The organism is Runella sp. CRIBMP (assembly GCF_009905605.1).
Classification (GTDB): Bacteria; Bacteroidota; Bacteroidia; order Cytophagales; family Spirosomataceae; genus Runella.
This window is the reverse complement of sequence record NZ_JAAAKZ010000014.1, coordinates 126,172-143,609: the sequence shown is the minus strand read 5'-3', so window position 1 is coordinate 143,609 and position 17,438 is coordinate 126,172. Positions and strand designations below refer to the sequence as shown.

General features: G+C 43.5%; 10 protein-coding genes. 1 reads left to right on the top strand and 9 read right to left on the bottom strand.

What is annotated here, in order from left to right; translation table 11 throughout:
• From GVN20_RS23975 to GVN20_RS23965, 3 genes are all read right to left on the bottom strand, one after another.
• Positions 1 to 2,972, bottom strand: a 2,972-nt coding sequence (locus GVN20_RS23975) for an SdrD B-like domain-containing protein (RefSeq protein WP_304621489.1), incomplete at its 3' end; no start/stop codon positions are given.
• 738 nt (positions 2,973 to 3,710) lie between these two features.
• Complete coding sequence (locus tag GVN20_RS23970) at positions 3,711 to 6,146, bottom strand: SdrD B-like domain-containing protein (RefSeq protein WP_166560776.1); 2,436 nt, start codon at positions 6,144 to 6,146, stop codon at positions 3,711 to 3,713.
• A 307-nt stretch (positions 6,147 to 6,453) separates the two neighbouring features.
• Positions 6,454 to 7,476, bottom strand: a complete 1,023-nt coding sequence (locus GVN20_RS23965) for an AraC family transcriptional regulator (RefSeq protein ID WP_166560775.1) — start codon at positions 7,474 to 7,476, stop codon at positions 6,454 to 6,456.
• Between the two features lie 227 nt (positions 7,477 to 7,703).
• Between GVN20_RS23965 and GVN20_RS23960 the strand changes: the two genes are divergently transcribed.
• Positions 7,704 to 8,264: a helix-turn-helix transcriptional regulator gene (locus tag GVN20_RS23960; protein ID WP_166560774.1), complete on the top strand. Its 561-nt coding sequence runs from the start codon at positions 7,704 to 7,706 to the stop codon at positions 8,262 to 8,264.
• A gap of 72 nt (positions 8,265 to 8,336) precedes the next feature.
• Here the strand turns inward: GVN20_RS23960 and GVN20_RS23955 are convergent, their stop codons facing one another.
• The 6 genes from GVN20_RS23955 to GVN20_RS23930 all read right to left on the bottom strand — a co-directional run bounded on the left by GVN20_RS23955 (position 8,337) and on the right by GVN20_RS23930 (position 17,409).
• Complete coding sequence (locus GVN20_RS23955) at positions 8,337 to 11,543, bottom strand: SdrD B-like domain-containing protein (protein ID WP_166560773.1); 3,207 nt, start codon at positions 11,541 to 11,543, stop codon at positions 8,337 to 8,339.
• Positions 11,544 to 11,823: 280 nt separating this feature from the next.
• Positions 11,824 to 13,167, bottom strand: coding sequence for a proprotein convertase P-domain-containing protein (locus GVN20_RS23950; protein WP_166560772.1), 1,344 nt, complete (start codon positions 13,165 to 13,167; stop codon positions 11,824 to 11,826).
• Positions 13,168 to 13,318: 151 nt separating this feature from the next.
• Positions 13,319 to 14,161, bottom strand: coding sequence for a transglutaminase family protein (locus GVN20_RS23945; protein ID WP_166560771.1), 843 nt, complete (start codon positions 14,159 to 14,161; stop codon positions 13,319 to 13,321).
• A 65-nt stretch (positions 14,162 to 14,226) separates the two neighbouring features.
• Entirely contained in the window at positions 14,227 to 14,961 is a 735-nt protein-coding gene (locus tag GVN20_RS23940; RefSeq protein WP_114463022.1) for a peptidase, read from the bottom strand.
• A 106-nt stretch (positions 14,962 to 15,067) separates the two neighbouring features.
• The gene (locus GVN20_RS23935; protein ID WP_166560782.1) at positions 15,068 to 16,030 is read right to left on the bottom strand and encodes an alpha-E domain-containing protein; all 963 of its coding nucleotides are present in this window, start codon (positions 16,028 to 16,030) and stop codon (positions 15,068 to 15,070) included.
• Positions 16,031 to 16,248: 218 nt separating this feature from the next.
• Positions 16,249 to 17,409, bottom strand: a complete 1,161-nt coding sequence (locus tag GVN20_RS23930; RefSeq protein WP_166560770.1) for an aldose epimerase family protein — start codon at positions 17,407 to 17,409, stop codon at positions 16,249 to 16,251.
• Positions 17,410 to 17,438 lie beyond the last annotated feature (29 nt).

Sequence of the window (17,438 nt, the reverse complement as noted above, 5' to 3'; positions counted from 1 at the left end):
TACAGTCCTGAGGCATCAGTGGTGTCGGTTGCTACGACGGTGGTGCCTTGCAACAATTGAACAATCACACCTGCTACTGGCGCTTCGGTGGCATCCTGAACGCCGTCGTTGTCGGCATCTTTCCAGACGTAGTCACCGATACTGCCCTTGGGCGAGTACAATGCTGCATCAACAGTCATGTTGTCTTTGGCAATGCCTGTGCCTAAAGCATCTATCACGATCACTGGCGATAAGCCCGTGGTGGGGTCGATGTCGGAGTCTTTGGTATCATCACCACCCAAATCTTTCTGGGTTGAAATGGTGCAACCTGCGGGTAATGAAGCTGTCAAGATTTTAACTTGGTAGCTGCCACTTGACAAGTTTGAGAACAGATACAAACCGCTGGCGTCGGTAGTGTCGGTCGCTACGACGGTCGTGCCTTGCAACAATTGGACAATCACACCTGCTACTGGCGCTTCGGTGGCATCTTGAACGCCGTCGTTGTCGGCATCTTTCCAGACGTAGTCACCGATACTGCCCTTGGGCGAGTTCAATGCTGCATCCACGGTGAGGTTGTCTTTGGCAATGCCTGTACCTAAAGCATCTATCACAATCACCAGTGATAAGCCCGTGGTGGGGTCGATGTCTGAGTCTTTGGTATCATCGCCTCCCAAATCTTTCTGGGTTGAAATTACACAACCTGCGGGTAGACTCGCTGTCAAGATTTTGACTTGGTAGCTGTCACTTGACAAGTTCGAGAACAGATACAAACCGCTGGCGTCGGTAGTGTCGGTCGCTACAACGGTCGTGCCTTGCAACAATTGGACAATCACCCCTGCTACTGGCGCTTCGGTGGCATCTTGTACGCCGTCGTTGTCGGCATCTTTCCAGACGTAGTCACCGATACTGCCCTTGGGCGAGTACAAGGCCGCATCAACGGTCAAAACATCTTTCTTAGCAGGATTCAATGGATTTACCGTTACGGCATCGCTCATACCTGTACTTGGGTTGAAATCTGAATCTGTGGCTTCTGTACCAGCTGCTGCGTTTTGCATGCTGCTTATCACACAACCTGTGGGTAAGGCCGAGATGATTTTGACTTGATAACTGGCTGAATCTGAGATTGCGAACAAGTATTTTCCGTCTATGCCGGTAGTGTCTTTGATACCTGTCGCTATTCCATTTTTATATAATTCTAATATCACATCTTTTACTCCTGTACCAGTTTCGTTCTGAATACCGTCGTTGTTGGAATCTTTCCAAACGTAATCTCCTAAGCTGCCACATGGTAAAAATACTATTGGGCAACAAAGCGTATCGGGACATAAATCGCCACTTGGTTTGATACCAGAATAGGTATAAGAACCTATAGTTTTGACAACAAGACTACTGCGAGTCGAGTCGGCTATCAATAGCCCATCTTTATACCATTTTATATTGGTAGTGCCTGGCTCTGCTGTAATTGTATAAGATTCTCCAGGGCAAAACATTATTGCAGCGGGTTTGGCCAATACTGTTATGGCAGCAAAGGCCGTGTCTTTGCAAGTTGCGTCAGCGGCATCTGTTACTACTACAGCGTAGTAAATTTTGCCTACTGCAAAAGTGCCATTGGGCGTATAAGTTGCTGCTGTTTGCCCACTTATGGCTGAGCCTAATGTGCTTGTCGTATCGTTTAGAGGACCATACCAAGCGTAGGTTACGCCTGTACTTGGCGTAGCTGTGAATGCTTTGGGCGTGTCGCCTTCGCACAATGATTGGTTATTTACTTTGGCTAGAGGTTTGGTACATGCACAATTTGGTATCGTTATTTTGACCGTATCGCTACATGAAGCCGAGGTTGCCCAAATAAATTGATATACACCTGGCATTAAGCCTGTGACGCCGCTCGTTGCACTGCTCACTGTGGTGATGGTCGCTCCTGGTGGATTGCCAGGGGCTTGTGTCCATGCGCCACCGCTAACTGCTGTAGCAGCTAAGGTCGCAGTTGTGATGGCGATGTTGCCTACGCAAGTTGGTGTTTGGTCGTCACCTGCTACTGGCAGAGGTAATACCGTTACTGTAACACAATTACTCGTATCACTACACGTTTTGGGCGGTGGATTACAGCCACCCATTGATGAGGCTACTACACGGTAATAAGTTGTTTGTGTAGTTTTTGGTGGGTCATAAGTATCATTATTTGCCCCTAAAATATTGCTAAAACCAGTAGTACATGAAGTTGTACTTTTTTGCCATTGATAACTTAATGTACCACTACTAGCTGCTGGTGTTGCTACTGTAAAAGCGGCAGGATCGATGTTGGAGCAGACGGTCTGAGTGCCTGCTATGACAGGGGCTTTTATATCAACAAACGAGATTCGTGCCTCGATAGTAAAATCGCCACACGTACCTCCAACATTTGTAAGTGTAAACTTGCCGCACCCAGTCAAACCTGTTACTGTAAAACTTAAATCACATGGATTAAACGTCATTCCGGCATTACTTGGATCTGCTGCCCATGTGCCGCCACATATTGGGGCATTGCATTTGCCAATAAGTTGAGATAAAAATAATCTATCACCAACTTTTACATTGCAAAGCGTAGTATCAACCGATGTTGAAGCTAAAACAGGACATGCTTCTGTTGCAATCCGTATTGTTTTAGGATTTTGCCCTGGTATATTTGCTGCTGCTGCTCCAGCATAAGAAAGGTCCGAAGGATTGATTTTAGCAATACAATCACCATCAGGCCCTGCAGCAATATAGAGTATATTCAAAGGGGCATAATAAACGATTCCTCTACCTCCTTTAAAGCCTGTTTTTGGTGTTGTTGTTTGCTTTTGAGAAGTACTTGCTATTAAATTACCCGCAGGGTCATATTTCAAAATCCATGTGTATCCTGTAAAATCTGTATCTTGATGATTAAACCAAGGATCTTCGGCCACTACATACATATTCCCAGCATCGTCGGCAGTGATACCCCATAGCCATGCACCCGCAGATGGTATTGCCAAATTGGCTTGAGCTGCTCCCGGCGGAATGTTATTAGCCGATACCAGAGACGTATAATTGGTATGATTAGTAAAATCTGCATCTGTAGGATTGAATCTATAAATTGACTTAGTCCCGCTAGTATTAGTGTAATCAGAAGCTACACCTAGTGTTGCATAAAAAGTTCCGTTTGAGCTAATGAAAAGCCCCCAAGCAAGTTGAGGGGAAACACCATCGAGCGTTACATATCCTTGTAGAGAACCATCACAGAGAGAATAGCGGCTAATGCGATTCGTACCAAATGAATTTATATATAAGTAGCCATCTTTGGAAACAATATTAAACCCACCGTCATTGATAAAACTTGAGCTTACTAGGGTTCCATCACATTTAATTTTTGCTATGGGACCTTCAGGACGTTGCCCAATATATAAATTTCCGTTCAAATCTTGCCCTAAGCCATGTGGGGAACCAAGTCCACCTCCTTGGGGAAACCAAGGCGTGTTGCCTAAACCATTCGGGGCTTCAGTAAGTGTACCACCGGTACCAATTTTTAGTTTATGAACAAACCCCTGAGTATTATAATCTTGAGGATCGTTCAGGTAAATGAAGTCTGTTGTTTTACAAACTTGAGTGAAACCAATTATGAATGTTGAGTGGTAAATAATGAATGTTAAAAACATTACCCATCTAACTTGATAGATTTGGATAGCTTGTAGTAATTTTTTCATTTTTTTATTGATTTTAATATTACCCTCTGATTAGTTTTTCTTAACTGTTGCTCCCAAACAATCGGGTACGCTGCAAGGTACAACCGCATATCCAGCATCGTAGCTATGGTTGTTTTGACCTGCTGTGCCTACCGCAAATGCAATTTTACCATCTAAGCCAGCATCAGAATCAATTAAATCATTCCCCCCCCAATCTTTGGTGGTTAGTGTTTTATTACCTGATGTCATCGGAAATTTGAGAATATAGTTGGTATTGAAAGCTAAACTAACGCCATAGATAGCCGAAGCAGAACTTGTTCCTGTTGCTGAAGAGAAATAATAATTTCCGTTTGTATCAGTAATTGCTGTGCTTAATACTGTTGTACCATCTGATGCACAAAGGGTAACGGCTATTCCGCTAATGGGAGGTTCACCAGCATCTTGCACACCGTCATTGTCAATATCTTCCCACACTCGGTTGCCAATTTCGATAAACGATTCTTGACCAGAAAGTTCAACCTCGCCTAAGCCATTGGATTTTCCAGCAAAAGGAAATTTTTTATATAATTCATACCCGCTCCATTGACTTGGTAGTTCTGTCCCTGTTGTTGTTGACAAACGTTTCAATCCTCCTGAATCCCAAGTTTGGGGGTCCATTGTGGTAATAAATGCTTCGCCCGAACCACGTAATACAATTACCGACCCTTGAGATGTCTCACGGTGTATCCTATAATCTTCTCCTGTAAAGAACTCTCCACCACCTGGTCCTTCATTATTAGTTGTGCCGCCATTATAGGTCTGCCCATTGGCAGAGGTAAAACTTCCATTATTTTCTAAAGTAAAAGTACCTGTACTGCAGTTTTGACCAGCTATTAATATGTCGCCACCTACCATGTAGCTCGTTGTCCAAGGTTGATTACCCAAAAATTTGTAATTTTCATCGCCCCATTGATGTCCACTTCTATCGGTATAATTCATAATCAAATCCCCATTATCGGTAAATTCAATATCTGTTAGCATGGGGGTGGGACGAGTATTCCCTTCCATTGCATCTCCTGCCCGACCACTCCATGGAAGCCAAAAGTCACCTCTTGACAATCCTGATTGGGTATCTCTTACTGGACCTTTTCGATAATTAAGTGGATAAGAAATAAGGGCCGTTGGATTAAATACAGCCGCCCCTGTTGGATTATTTAGCTCATATACATACGCATACATGTCTGTACCGCCATTAATAATATTTTTTCCTCCATTTTCCGCAGAACAAACTCCCCCAATCAATAATTTTCCTCGGTAATATTTTAGTGCAAACGGTCTAAAAACACCATTGGTACAATTTGGGTCTGGTAAATTATAAGCCTCAATTGCAATTACGTTAGTAGGATTAAAGGCATTGTTGAGTGTAAGCCTAAAAACTTTTCGACTATAAAGATTCATAGTAAATAAATACTTACCATCATCGCTAATTTCTAAGCCTCCTAGTCCTACTTTTCCTATTTGGTCGAATGCGGCAGGATCATAATGCCATTGCATAGGATCTGGCAAAAGCCCTCTTTCTACATTTGTGCCAATTACGCCCAAGCCTGATGGAAGGCCAGTAAGAGGGTCATTGCTACCTAAAAAAGTAGCTTGGTCAAATGTCGCATTGAGTTGATAACTTGTTGTATTTCCATAAGCAGGTGCAGAGGCTTCGGCGCGAGTACGAGTAACTGGAGTACCTGCTGTATTAAAGGTGTTGTTATCCATATCAAAAAAAGTAGCTGCGGTAAACGAATTAGCCGTAGGCGTAAGAACATAAATACCACCGCTTCCTAATGTGCCAAGCCCTACGTGTCTCTTTATGAAAGCCGAAGTGAAAATTTTATTGGCTTGTTTACTATATGCCACGCCCCAAATAGCTCCAATGATTTCACCCGTTAACTTTTGGGTAGGTACAGTTGTACCAGTATTTGAATAAGGAAATCCAACAAACCAATCCATGGCCCCCGAAGCACTACCCGAAGGCAAAGGATCGCCATTAACGTAACAGGGAACAAATACATTGGTATTTGTTATGCCGATATTGTAATCGACAGGGTTGTTCAGTGCAAAATTAACGTTGGTGCTATTACCATTTACAAACTGTACAGACGAGCCGTAAGTAGCTCCACTCAAAGCTGAAAAATCCATACCACTTTTTAAACAGTTTCCTGTTAATGGTATCACAAACTCTATTCTAACTGCAGAAGTACCACAGCCTGTAAGCGAATAGTTGGGGGCTGCCGCTGCCGTAGTAAGGGTTGTCCCACAAAGAACTCCTGTTGAAGAATAGGCATTTACGGTTACCCCAGTTACCAAGGGTTCATTGGTGTCTTTTGTGCCATTGGCATTATAGTCTCTAAATACAGTGCCAGATACCTGTGCGTATGCGGAGCCAAGACTGAAAAGAAAACATAGAACAGTTGCTAAATGCTTTACCTTGAAGTGAAAAAAAGTAGAATAATTCATTTCTAACCCGTATTTTGTTCAGAAATGATACACAGCCATTATCAATCCAATCCTATATCACAATATGCACTGAAACTATCCCTAAATAAAATATCCTTATAATAGAACATCTTGTTTCTCTTGCCGAAAAAGGTATATCATTAATTGATATATTTTTTTTGTCGGAAATTTCTTAGAAGTAATAGTGGGAAGGGGTAATTGAAGACGGACGCTGTCTATCAATAAACATGCCGGACTAGTGGGCATAAAAAATCCCCAAAGTCTTCTATGGGGATTTTTATACTTTTGATGGTCGGTTATAGCTACTCTATTTGTTTGAAAAGTCCTGTTTTAATTTGCTTGGTTTTATGCCAGTTATGCTTTCAAAGTATTTTGAAAAATAACTCACGTGTTTAAATCCGGTCATGTAGGCTGCTTCCGAAATATTGAACCCCTCCTTTTCTATCAGCTCTTTGGCATATTTAAAACGGGCTTCTTGATAGTACTGGAAAAACGGCTTGCCATAGTATTCCTTAAAAAGTTCCTGAAATTTTCGGCGATTCAGCCCTGTGATCTTACTTAATTCCTCAAGGCTTAGAGGGGGTGTCCTGAAGTTGGAGGTGAGTTCTTTTTCAGCCAGAATTATCTTCTGCAAGTCAGCTTTTTGCTGTTCAGTCCACAACGAATACTCATGCCCCAGAATAAAACTGATACACATATGGGCCAATTGATTCAGGTTTCGCTGTCGATTTTGGATAGAGCAGGTATCCCTATCAGATAAACCTTTTAAGATATCAATAGTTAAAGCCGAGACAGAATCCGTGACCAGTTGTTCACGAATGCCCTTCCCTCGCACAGCATCTCTTAGATTTTTCCAGTTGTTCTCTTTTAGGGCAGGAAAAAAACTCAAGGCTTTTTGAAGCCACTCATCGCTGATAAATAAGACAATTTTATCAGCGCTGCTACCGGCGGCCTGATGCCAGGTGATATTTCTGTCATCCAGCAAAATCAGCAGATACTTATCTTCATACTCAGATGCATCTCTGTATTTGGAAAACCGGTCAATAATGAACAGGCATCGGTCGTTTTCGGGGCGTATCAAAATTTGGAGCCAATTGGCCTTGTATTGAAACCTCCACGCATTATAAAATCCTTCATGAAAAGTACCTGTAACACTAAATGAATAACAGCCCTCTTCGAAGGGTAGAAATTCGCCTATTCCTTTGCAAAAATCATTGTCAGAAACACAATGTAAAAGTGCATTGTCGTCTTCCAGTATTGTTGCATGAGTGACATCACAGGCCTGATAAAAGTAATCGAGCGGTTGAGTAATAGGCTTTACATTTCTCATAGGGTATATTTTTCCTAATGTCTTATATTAGAGTCACTAGGTAGGTATCAAAAATAAAATAATCGCAATTTAGCTTGCCCGTTAGTTACTTAAATATCATAAAATATACTATTTATGTCAGTGTATATACTAAGAGCAAACTGAATGCAATAAATACCGTTATGGTATAATAATTTCAACTTTTAATATTCTTAATCGTTTTAATAGTTCTTAATCATCTAAAAATTATGCGCTCTCAAACGGATTTTCAATCTTTGAATTCTCTCCCAAGTGCAATTTTATCTGAGACATTCGTTACTATTCATGTCGCAATTGACTATATAAAAGACATCATCCCTTTTCTATTTGCCCAACAAATCCCCTTTTTTATGTCTTCAGCGGGCATTGCGGATAAAACAATACTTGATAAAAAAGAGAATATATCTTTGGAAGAAGAACTAAAATACGAGATTTCGGAAAACCTAAGCCGTATTGAGCAGGTGTTTCAAAAATACATCAATGATAGAATAGGAACAATACCACCAAAATTAGAAGCTATTGCTGAAGAAGCAGGAGTCAGTGCTATTCAATTTCGAACCCTTTTTAAAAAACGCTATAAAAAAACGTTCAATAGCTATTATATAGAGGCAAAAATGGAATATGCCGCACAACTCCTCAAACAAGGATATAAAGCGGTAGATGTATCAAAACAAATTGGTTACGGGGAAAAATCTGTGATCAAATTCAACAAGATGTTTCAGAAGCATTTTGGCATCACGCCAAAAAAATACCAACAACGCCCGAACTGATTTGACCTAATGGAAGCAAAAACACCCCGTCGGCATCGCCGACGGGGTGTTTTTTATTAGAACGCTCTATGATTACTTCTTTTTGATTTTTTTAACGGTAAACGGAACGCACACTTCTTCGGGGCAACAGTTGACACCTGGCTCAATGATGATGGGGCAGCAGCCGTTGGCTGGACAAGTTTGATTCGTCGCCGTGAAGGTATACGTGCCCACTTCGCTCAACAAGACTTCCTTACCCGAAGCTACTGGCGTGGTTGACCCAACTTTGAACCATTGTACATTCGTCAGATTCGACGGTACACTCGCCTGCACTTTCTCCCCAGGACATAACTTGATCGGTACTGTAAAGCACTGACGGTCTATGTCGTCTTCTCCATCAATTCCGTTGCCTGGTGTAGAGTCCACGTCTTTCTCGTTGGTCTTGCTGATCTCGGCCGTGTTGAAATGAACGCCTTCCTGCGTAGCCTTCACCTTGTAGGTCAGCGTGACTGTGTCGCCGTTGGCCCCCGCGTTGGCGGCGATGCCTCCAATGTTCCACTTAATCACGTTACCCACAAGCGTTGCACTGCCACGACTCGCCACAAAACTACCCGCGACAAACTGTACCGTCGTAGCTATCGAATCGGTCACTTCTACCCCCGTTGCGGGCACGTTCAACTGATTGAAAACATTAATGGTGTACGTCAACGTGTCGCCGATTTGAGCAATCTTGGTATTAATCGACTTCTTCAAGGCCAAATCTACTTCTACAATACAGTTTTGGGCGTTGACCGTGGCCCCTACCCGACTCGTGCTGATGGCTAATGGACAACTAGCATCCGTGCTGCGGGCCTGGGCGTAGAAAACGGATCCTCCCGCCGCTACTGTACCTGAGGGTTTGTAGTTTAGCCCTGTGAAGACCGCCACTCCACCCGAAGGGGCCGTAAACCATTCCACCGTGGCTAGGCCAACGACTGTGGCCTTAAGCGTTGGGAAGGTATCACCGATACAGGCTGTCAGGCTAGGCGTAATCAGCACTGGCAACGGAGGAGTACAGTTGCAATTAGGCCCTGTGATCAAAGTATCAAATTTACAAACCGCGCTGAGACTATCGGTGATTTTCAGCGTTGCGCCCGAGGGAATCCCCGTCACAGTATAAGGGTTACTGCCCGTCAATACGCCTTTGTCAACTTTTACCGTACCTACTTTGTTGGTAACATTGAAAGTCAGGCTGTAGGTTTGCACGTCGGGCGAACAAACGGGTGCTGCCGTCAAGGTGACGCTTGATTTGATACAAGGAACCACCAAACCTACATCGACCGTCAGGTTATTTGTGGCCAAAATCTCGACCGGTGTCGTTGGATTAAAGACAGGAGCAAGCGTAATGACTTGGCTTAAGCCCGTTGTCGGGTTGAAGTCGCTGTCTTTCGTATCGTCGCTTGGAATATTCTGTTTAGCGGTGATTTGACACGTATCTGCCAAAGTGGTTTGGTCGATTTCGACAATGTAGTCACCCGCCAACAAGCCCGTGAACAAATACAAGCCGTCAGCTGCCGTGGTTTTGGTTTGCAATACTGCACCCGTTTTCGTACCGCCTGCTGCCGCGTATAAGTTCACTTTAACGCCTGCCACGCCTGTTTCAGCGGGCAAGTCCTGCAAACCGTTGTCGTTGACGTCTTTCCAGATCAGGTCACCGATGCTGCCTACGGGCTTATCGCAGGCGGGGGCTGTGACTTCCACAGAATCTTTACACACCCCGTTGGTCACAATCAATCGCACACCTGCGACAGTCAGCGGTATGTTGGCCACTGAGTCGCCAGTTACGGCAATGGCCGCACCCGTGGCGATATTTTTGGCCGTCACAAACGAACCCGAAGGTGATTTAGTAAACTTGATGGTGTAGGCCGTGCCATTCAAACGACAAGCGGGGAAACCACTGTTGACCGATACCGTGGCGTCGTTTACCAACGCTTTCACCGTTACCGTTGTATCTTTGAAACAATCGTTGTCTGCGTTAAACACTCGTATTGTCCAAGTCGAATCAGCCGCGTGGCTGATGTTGCCTTTGATAAGTATCGGCAACGTACCTACCGCCGTGGCTGTAGCGTAGGCTGGCCCTGTGTAGGTATTGCCCTTACTGATGCCGTATTTGTCACCGTTGGTGGCCGTCAATTCGATTTTGCCTGGTATGGTGCAAGTAGGGTCGGTGGCTACTACAGTGCGCGTCGGTGGTGTACATACAGGCGCACTTCCACAATCCGTTACTGAACAATCAACCGTGTAGACAACCGTTGTCCCTTGGTTGTTGGCATTCACTACATCAAAAGCGTTTCCTGCGGTGTTTTGGTCACAAAATTTCATATTTGTACCATTGTAACCGCCACTACTTGTAATGGTACTCGTGCCGTTTAAGACCACTATTCGTCCATTCGTTCCAGTTACTTGTTTGTTGATTGTCAGGTTACCATCTTCAATGATGAGCGTACCCTCGTTTAATTTACCTGGACCGTTAAAATTCACATTACCCTTCACCTTCATACACCCACTATTGATGTATTCTTTCCCTGGGCCTTTATCGCCAACAATAAACTCACACGCAACTGAGCCAAAGTTACCACAAATTGTTTCGACCAACCCTTCGTTCAAAAAAGCCCCATGATTATAGAAGTAACGGCCAATCGTGATTTTGCCACCTGCGTCATTATAAAAACGAAAGGCTTCTTCATTCTCTAAGTTGGACACCGTAAAAAGGCCGTAATTCTCAAAAGTATTGCCATTGCCAATCTTAAACAAAGACGTGGCAGTAGCAGTCATTATCGACGTCGGAGTGTCGTTATAGAGTTGAAAAGTACCTTGATTGTTGATAGCAGAAGTTGCAGTCCAAGTCATTGTACCACTGTTAGTAATCACGACCCCCGTGCCAAACCCCGTTGAGTTGGTGTTAAGCGTAGCTCCTGGATTATTATTGACCTGCATTGTGCCACCACCATTGATATTATAGCTACCATTCATGTTGAACGTACCATAATTGTTGATGACGAGGTTTCCACTAACGTTAAAGCCAAAAGCCTGCGTCCATGATACACCCGGCGATATACATATCGTATTGACCCCCGACCCGTTGAAATTAATGTTTAATCCAGTGGGTGCATTTCCAGTAATGCAAAGCGTCTCGCCGCCATTTAATGTAAAGTTAGTGCTTCCTGAACCATTATAAGTGTAAGTACAGGTTCCAGGGCATTGGGCATGAAGACCTAAGAAGGTACTAAAAAATAATAATAGAGTAAAAGGTATTTTCATGATTTTAGGCTTTTGCATATTCCATAAAAACACACCAACTATCCTGCCAAAAAAACAAAAAACTGACAATAAATATGCCTATTTAATACCCAAAATCAATATAAAGGAACTTAAAAGCCTAAATATCAGGATTTTATATTCCAATAAGTCCAAAAAGTTTAAGAACAAAAAAAGGTATATATTTTTTCAAAAATATATACCCAATAGGTTTATCCTTGCCTAAACCGTCTCTTTCAATAAGTTATTGATTAGTTATCAGAATCCATGCCAAATAGCAATTTCATGAACTCTGTTTTGAAATGACCACTGGCATTGTAAATAAGTTATTACTGCGTTTTTTTTCTTTATAGATCCTCGAAGGGTCTATTTCTATCTCTAAAAAGTATTGGCCACTTTTCAATCCTTTGGGCAATTGAATGTATTGCCCTTCATACATCATACCGTAGGTATCATAGCCCCCAACGCTAATTCCCTGCTTTTTAGATTTGCAGTCTACGTAGTTACCCATTCCATAGTTGGGGAGGTTCTTTTGTCCAAAATTCACCGAGTCTACTTGGCACAAGCCATCATTATTACAAATTCCTGAATCAAATAAGCAATAACTCACTTTTCGGCTTTTACCAATCACTACTTTTTTCTCGATAAGTCCCTTTTTTTGCTTTTTAATCAATCTAAACTCCACCCATCCATCAACATGAAAGTGATTATGACCAGGCTGGTCGTCGAAATAATTGGTACCCGCTTCGTAGTCATACCATTCGATTTTATCCCCCTTTTTTTTATAAACCCGCTGGTATAATTTTTGCCTTGGAAAAGCCCCATCGGCGCATTTTGAAGCCGAATCCACGAGGGTATTGCCACAATACCATTCTCCTTTGCCAATCGTTTCGAGAGGACCATCGCCGATATTGGCAATTGATGCCGCAAAACGCAATTGACCTGGATAATAGGGGTCATCTTTGGGGTATTCTTTCCATTGTGTCTGCGTAAATGTAGGAAGAATGACAAAATCAGGTAAAAGTTCGCACGATGCGCCCTCATCTCCACATGTACATCCTGCTCCATTTTCGATACTACATGGACCTTTGGTTAAGTTGGGCATAGGATTAGAAGAGAACTCAAGGGTAAAAAAATTTAGACTTCCTCTCAATCCAGTCTTCAAATCTGAAATGAGTAGTTTCCAAGTACCATTGGGGTTGGTATGATTGTTAAGAAACTCAAAACGTCCGTTGGGCGTATATTCTCCCTCAAAAGGCGCTTTACCATCCTGAATGTACCCAGAAAAACCATTGGCCCGAAAGCAGGTTCCGTTATAATTGCCCCCCACATCTCCCCCGTTCCGATTACTCAGCCAAATACTTGCCCCAGCGGGATTAATAAGTTCAATTTTAAGGTCGGATACTCGACCGTGGGTAATGTCAAAGCAAACTTTTGTCAAACCAAAATTAGTATCTATTTGGGGGGGCAATCCCTTGATTTGGACAGCAAACGTATCTGCAAGCTCTTTGCCGTTAAAATCAGCTATACGGCCTCCCTGCGCATAAAAACTCTGTGCAAAAGTGTCATTAACCAAGGTCACCCAAAGAATCAACGTACCAACAATATGTACAATTACAAATCTCATTCGTCGGAAATACTTTAAAGAAAAGCCACGCAGGAATCTTAACGCGTGGCATAGTCACAACAAATCAAGTTCAATAAGATGTTTCAAAACTCATTTGGAAGCGCTCCCAAGAAATATCAAATGTGAATTCTTAGTCGCCCATAACAAAACCTTAAATGCCTTCACCCACCGACACTTCGGCCCGTAGCGTAGATTTGGCTCGACCTCTAAATACGCCCGTGACGGGAGCAATCAGCGCTGGGTCGGCAGAGGCCGCTAAATGTATGTGATTATTAATCACTGCGTTGCCTTCTGTCGGGTCAAATCCCCTCCACCCAGCTCCGGGCAAAAAGACTTCGGCCCAAGCATGCAAATCATGCTCTTGAAGGGCATTGCCGTACAGATAACCACTGACAAAACGCGCCGCAATGCCCAACGCGCGGCAACAAGCCACAAATAGCTGCGCAAAATCGCGGCAAGTGCCTTTGCGGCCAATGAGCGTGTGCTCTGGCAACATCGGAGGGCCCACCTCCCGACGCTCGTACACAAAATTTTGAGAAATATCGCGACACAATGCGGTTAGAAAGGCAACGGTCTTCCAACGTTCGGAAGCCGCCGTTTGACGCGCATATTGCTCCACATACGTAGTTACGCCTTCCCGCACCAGATACGGTTGGAGCAGTTTTTTGAGTGACTCGGGGTATTGAAAAGGAAGTTGCTCGGTTTCAAATGGAAACAGCACAAAGCCAAACAAATTAAAATCTTCGGAGCGTACCGCCATCTCGACCGAAACGTTCAACCAAGAAGTAGCTTCCCGAAAATAGGCTATCCGCTGATGATTTCCTTCGGCGTCGATGTTTTGAACCAACATAGAGGGTGCCGGGTCAATCGTCATCGTATAACTGACGATTTGTTGGTGCGGATACGCTTTGGGATAAAGATAAAACGTATGTGGTTCTAAAATTACCGATTCAGAATACGTGTAAAATAGCCGATGACTGACGTTCAGAATCATAATGTTGAGCCTTTCTTTCTCAATATACTTAAAACACAACGGCAGGGAAAACCCCTGCCGCTACTTTAGACTTTTTCACGTAGTTTTTCAAAAACTGGATCCATCCAATCATTGGGTAAGCGCTGGACCGAGTTTTGGAGCAACATGCTCCATTGCAGCGACAAGTGAGCCAAATCATCTTTCTGAAAACGATGCTCCGTAACGTGAAAACTATCACGTTCGTACATCACCACATCAATCGGATAATCTACGTCGTTGGCACTTACCCGGGTTGAGTCAAAGGAAAGAAATCCAACTTTCAGCGCCTCTGCCAAGGAGGAACCATACTTCAAACTCCTAAAAAGCAGCGGCTTACCATAATTGGAATTACCAATCACAAAAAAAGGAGAGGTTTCACCCACTTCCACCCAATTGCCTTCGGGATAGAGTAAATACAGCATGTGCTCACCATCATCTTCCAATTGCCCACCCACAATCGCGTGTAAATTGAACCTCAACCCAGCCGCATCCAGTGCTTCTTTGTCTTCGTGCGCCACCCGACGCACCTGCTGCCCAAAGGCATTTACGGCCTTGTATAGTTTATTAAAACTATGGTCCTGTTCTTCCAGCACTTCCCGAAAATACGTCACCGCTTTGTCACGTACCGAACGCAACCCCGACGTCATGATAAACATCGAGTGATGCTCCAACTGGTGAACGGAGATTTTTTTATTGGTACTGACCTCGGTGCCCGAAGTGAGCCGAGTGTCGGCAATCGCCACCAAGCCTGATGCGACTTTAATACCAAGACAATACGTCATAATCTTATAAATAAAAGAGTAAATTCAAATGCACTCATTTTGGTAGCAATGGATATTTATACCAAAAATTATTGACTGAATACAGAAAGTGTAATGAAACGCTTACTTACTGTTCAACAGGTTTTATATCAAAATAGGTTTCAAAAATACTTTTGCTTACTTCATTCCCTCTGATTTGGAACTGATCAAGGTATTGGTGTAAGCCCAATTTGAAAATATCTTCCACTTCCGTAAATTCTATTTCTGAACGGAGCTTGCCCATCATTTTTTCGGCCTGATTGCTGAAACGGTTGGTAATTGGTGTTCCTGATATTTCGTACAAAGATAACTCGGCTTGACGAATACAATGCGCCATTGCCCGCGGAAAAAGTTTGTCCAAAATCAAAAACTCCACGATATGCGTTGGGGTAAGCGTCTGGTACTGTTGACGGTACATATTATAGGCACTTACCGATTTAAGCACAGCCGTCCACAAAACCAGCTCCAATGTACTACCCGTAACGTCCGAATCGGGCAATAAAGTAAAGTAAGAAACATCCAAAAAACGTGAAGTTTTATCGGCGCGCTCCATAAAACGCCCCAATCGACCAAAATGCCAAGCCTCGTTGCGCGTGATGGTGGCATCTACTACGCCGTAGTAAAGTTGGGTTCCGTTGCGCACCTGCGTGTAAAAATTCTGCATGTGGTTGAGATCCCATTCTGACTGAGGCTTTACATCTTTAATCCACAGGTAAAGTTCATTTAGGTTTTCCCACATTTCTTTCGAAATACACTCCCTGATGGTCCGACCGTTTTCACGGGCCAATAATAAGCAACTATAAATCGAGTTGGGATTTCGCTTATCAAACGTCATAAAATTAATGACATTCTCGCGGGTAGGTTCGTCGTAGTGTTGATAAAAAAGGTAATTGTCGGCAGTTGCAATCAAAAGAGGCTCCCATTGTTCGTTCACATTGGGCGGTAAATCAAATGCCAAATTAAAATTGACTCCTATGAAGCGTGCATAATTTTCGGCTCGCTCGATGTAGCGATTCATCCAATAAATGGAATCGGCAACGCGGCTTAACATGGCCATATCAGTAAGGTGGGGGTTGGTTTATTGACAATCGCTAAACTAATGCAATAATCCGATATTTGGCAACTTTTGGCTGGAAATGTTAAGGCAGAAGCGATAACGGAAGGGCAAAAAAATGTTGTAATACCCAATAAGGTATTAAAAATCAACTAATTAATACTAAAACAACACGTCGAAGAAACCCAACTTACGGCTTCTTCGACGTGGAATATTTATTTTGTCGAAAACTTATAAACCGTCTTGGTTTTGTAAACTTCTCCAGGGCGCAACACTACGCTCGGGAACGATGCTTGGTTGGGAGAATCAGGAAAATGCTCGGTTTCGAGGCAAAAACCAGAGCGTTTTGTGTAGGTCACGCCGTTTTTACCCGTAATAGATCCATTCAGAAAATTACCAGTATAAAACTGCACGCCCGGCTCGGTAGTAAATGCTTCCAACACCCGGCCCGACGTAGGCTCGTATACCGTGGCGGTCAGGGCAAGCGAATCTGCCCCCTTATTGATTACCCAGCAATGGTCATAGCCACCGCCGAATTTGATTTGCTCATCTTTTGGGTCGTCGATACGCGCACCGATTTCTGTCAGTTGCAGAAAATCAAAGGGTGTACCTTTCACGTCCTGCAATTGTCCCGTTGGAATCAGGGTTTTGTCAACGGGTACAAATTTATCAGCGTTCAATTGTACCTGATGCCCCATTACGTCACGCTTCCCGCCTGTCAGGTTAAAATAGGTATGATTGGTCAGGTTTACGATGGTAGGTTTGTCGGTAGTGGCCTTGTACTCAATCTCAAGCGCGTTATCGTCAGTCAATCGGTAGGTAACTTCGGCCGAGAGAGCTCCCGGAAAACCTTCATCGCCATCGGGGCTGGTGTGGGTCAGTTTCAACGTTTTGGTATCTTCCAAAATCTCGGCTTTCCAGAGTACTTTGTCAAATCCGACTTTGCCACCGTGCAGGCTGTTAGGGCCATTGTTGGCCGCCAAAGTGTAAGTTTTTCCGTCAAGGGTAAATTTTGCGTTGCCGATACGGTTGCCATAACGCCCCACCAATGCCCCAAAAAAAGGACTGGCTTTTAAGTACCCGCTCAGGGAGTCATACCCCAAGACCATATCTTCAAAGACGCCATTTTTGTCGGCGGCAGTCCAGTGGGTAATCAACCCTCCGTAATTTGTAATTTTAACTTCTGTACCTTTTGAATTACGAAGCGTAAAATGGTCGGCCGTTTGGCCATCGGGCAATTGCCCAAAAGTAGTTTTTGTAATCGTGCTCATAGTATCGACAGAGGTGGTTTCGGCTTTCTGATTGGAGCCACCACAGGATAAAAATAAATACGCAATTGTGCAGAATGACAACAGGGAAACAGCAAGTGGACGCATAGAAATCGGATTTAGTAGAACCCTACAAA

What these genes read in the sequence shown, in the direction of transcription:
- GVN20_RS23970 (WP_166560776.1), bottom strand. Translation starts at nt 6,146, where the DNA reads ATGAATTATTCTACTTTTTTTCACTTCAAGGTAAAGCATTTAGCAACT.
- GVN20_RS23965 (WP_166560775.1), bottom strand. Translation starts at nt 7,476, where the DNA reads ATGAGAAATGTAAAGCCTATTACTCAACCGCTCGATTACTTTTATCAG.
- GVN20_RS23960 (WP_166560774.1), top strand. Translation starts at nt 7,704, where the DNA reads ATGCGCTCTCAAACGGATTTTCAATCTTTGAATTCTCTCCCAAGTGCA.
- GVN20_RS23955 (WP_166560773.1), bottom strand. Translation starts at nt 11,543, where the DNA reads ATGAAAATACCTTTTACTCTATTATTATTTTTTAGTACCTTCTTAGGT.
- GVN20_RS23950 (WP_166560772.1), bottom strand. Translation starts at nt 13,167, where the DNA reads ATGAGATTTGTAATTGTACATATTGTTGGTACGTTGATTCTTTGGGTG.
- GVN20_RS23945 (WP_166560771.1), bottom strand. Translation starts at nt 14,161, where the DNA reads ATGATTCTGAACGTCAGTCATCGGCTATTTTACACGTATTCTGAATCG.
- GVN20_RS23940 (WP_114463022.1), bottom strand. Translation starts at nt 14,961, where the DNA reads ATGACGTATTGTCTTGGTATTAAAGTCGCATCAGGCTTGGTGGCGATT.
- GVN20_RS23935 (WP_166560782.1), bottom strand. Translation starts at nt 16,030, where the DNA reads ATGTTAAGCCGCGTTGCCGATTCCATTTATTGGATGAATCGCTACATC.
- GVN20_RS23930 (WP_166560770.1), bottom strand. Translation starts at nt 17,409, where the DNA reads ATGCGTCCACTTGCTGTTTCCCTGTTGTCATTCTGCACAATTGCGTAT.